The sequence below is a fragment of the bacterium genome (assembly GCA_018812485.1).
GTDB lineage: Bacteria > JAHJDO01 > JAHJDO01 > JAHJDO01 > JAHJDO01 > JAHJDO01.
In genome coordinates this window covers 1-2,403 of sequence record JAHJDO010000022.1, presented here as the reverse complement: position 1 = coordinate 2,403, position 2,403 = coordinate 1, and the positions used below count along the sequence as shown (strand labels likewise).

Annotated in this window: 3 protein-coding genes; all 3 read right to left on the bottom strand. The window is 38.0% G+C overall.

Annotation, left to right across the window (positions count from 1 at the left end):
* Positions 1 to 24: 24 nt before the first annotated feature.
* A complete protein-coding gene (locus tag KKC91_01575) occupies positions 25 to 1,005 on the bottom strand; it encodes a hypothetical protein (protein ID MBU0477246.1) in 981 nt (326 codons plus the stop codon).
* Entirely contained in the window at positions 923 to 1,624 is a 702-nt protein-coding gene (locus KKC91_01570; GenBank protein MBU0477245.1) for a hypothetical protein, read from the bottom strand. The genes KKC91_01575 and KKC91_01570 overlap by 83 nt, the downstream gene beginning before the upstream one ends.
* On the bottom strand, positions 1,621 to 2,403 hold a 783-nt coding region (locus tag KKC91_01565; GenBank protein ID MBU0477244.1), incomplete at its 5' end, for a hypothetical protein. The genes KKC91_01570 and KKC91_01565, both read right to left, overlap by 4 nt.

The following is a 2,403-nucleotide window of genomic DNA, read 5'->3' as shown; positions in this document are numbered from 1 at the left end:
TTTCATTTTATGGGTTCTTGTTCACTAGTTATCTTCTCCTGTTTCTCGTCTTATCTCTTCCAGTTTCCACTCTCTGAGCTTTCTATCCATCTCATAAGAAGCTTCTGCCGTTTTGAATGAGACTTGCTTTGCATTTTCCATGAGATTAAGAGCGTCTTTTTCTCTTTTCCTTTCCAGCTTTATTCGTACATCAAACCATCTGTAATCATATCTTGAGCCTCCAATAAGCACGTTTAAGTTATTCTTGAGAGCCACTTCTCCCATTCTTTCCCTCAAACGAATTACTTCAACCCAGTCCTGCTTGTTAGGCATTATCACCGAGATGACAAACCATGAATTTCTCTGGTGGCATTTCCACAATTCAACAGATATTCTGTATTTATGCCTTATCATGTAATAACCAGACTGGAAGTCTGTATCAGGATTCAGCATCGCAGAAATAGAAGGATTGAAATGTCCTTCTGCGAATTCTTTTATCTTGCTTCCCTGTTCTTTTTCAATCCTGCAGTAATCCCATGCAGGAGATTCTTTTAAGTGACTTTTCCAGTTATTGAATCTTCTTCTCAGCTCTCTGGCAGCTTTTACCATATTGAGCCTCTTAACTATTTCCTTTATCTCATCGTATTTGTCTTCTAATGCCTGCTGAACACCTTCCAGCATTTCATACTCCATAGCCACTTTTTGAAACTTCAGCTGAATCTGGATAAGCCTGTGCCCGAAATGCCTTGCTACGCCGTTAAATAATTCAACGTCTTCTCTGTTGTTTCCTTTTATTTCCTTTAATCCTTCTGTATATTCACGGAAAAGCATCTCTTTCATTTTTGTCGCAAAATCAGGAATGTTAGTTCTACTGATAGCATAGACTTTGGTGAGTCTTTCAGTTCTGTTGCCAAGGCATATTTTTTCTATCTCGTTCAGGCTTTCATCCTCTATCTTGAATATCTGCGGACAGTTTTCTTTTTCTGTTTTTTCCATTTCTCTTTTTCCCGGGAACATGAGTTTCATACCTAACCCCCTTTATTTTGTGCCCGCATTGAGGGCATTGTTTTTCGTTATTTAAGATAATGTTATGGCAGACAGGACAGAGTTCAAGATCTTCAAACATCTCTCTCTGCTTACCCTTAGATATCTTTTCCTCTTTCACTTTTTCCTTGACTTCTTTCTTGCAGATTTCAAATATTCTGCTTGTATCTGGATCATAGATGCTGACTTGAATGTCATCTGTCACATGATGAAAGGGAATACTGACATCAAGAGATACTTTCATCTTTCCTTCCTTGTTGACTACTGCTTTAAACATCCAATTGCTTCCTGATAAATGTCTTGCAGTATGCTTGTCTGTGGTGCTCCAGAACGCATTCATTGAGCCGTGACTGTGCCACCACAATTTAAGATTTCCCTCCTTGCCCTGTCTTGTGAGTTCAAGCATGAGTTTTCCTAAATCCTTTGAATCAATCTCTGTTGTAGAGAAACTGCACTCCTGTTTCAGAAGAAAAATATCAGTAACCACAAACATGTCTTTAATCTTTTCCACCAAGCCCATTCCGCTGACTTCTCCTTCTACTGCATTTACATATCCGAACAACTTTGTTAAACACTCGAGTTTGAAATATAGAGTATTCATTTTTTTGCTTTCCTCCTGCTTTTGGACCAGTGTTCAATCCTTCTGTAAGGACTGGCCGGGTTATAACTGTGCAAATAAGTGTTAAGTGCGCCTAAGATGACTGCAAATTCTGCTCTTCCCATGTATTTTGGAATCACATCAGAGAGAGTGCCTAAACATGGTTTTCCCTGGGCATCCACGTGCGGATGATTGAATCCATCTACTTGTTTAGTAAGGTTGTAGATTCTTACTTCATTGCTGTCTAAAGAAATATGGATTTCATATCTTCCAAGCATGTAGGTTTTGCCTTGATATTCACAATAAACCACTGGTGTTTCTGCAACAATCTCATTAAGTTTGAAGCTGATTTTTGTGAAGACATTGTTCTTTTTTAGAGCCATGATTTCTTCTATTGCTCTTTTTAATCTGTCTTCATCATTATCAATCGTGTCTTTCATGGTTTTTGCCTGTTGCAGTCCTTTGTTTGCCTTTTCCAATGTTTTGCTAAGCTCAATGATGGTTTCCTGGCATAACTTGAGTTGTGTCTGAGTGAACTCCATGTTTTCTTTTATGTCATTAATCTTGTAATCAACAGCTTGTTTTAATTTGAATGCCAGCGCTTTTTTGAAAACCTCTGTTTCCTTGATTTTTGTTTGCTTTTCTACTAATTGTGAATTGTTCTTGTAGAGATTAATCACTTTGTTTATGCACTGTTCATTCATCAAGGGTATTAAGAATTTATTGGATTCAAAAAAACGCACATTTCCATCAGCAATTCCCCCTTCTATCTGTGCACGGGA

What these genes read in the sequence shown, in the direction of transcription:
- KKC91_01570 (MBU0477245.1), bottom strand. Translation starts at nt 1,624, where the DNA reads ATGAATACTCTATATTTCAAACTCGAGTGTTTAACAAAGTTGTTCGGA.
- KKC91_01575 (MBU0477246.1), bottom strand. Translation starts at nt 1,005, where the DNA reads ATGAAACTCATGTTCCCGGGAAAAAGAGAAATGGAAAAAACAGAAAAA.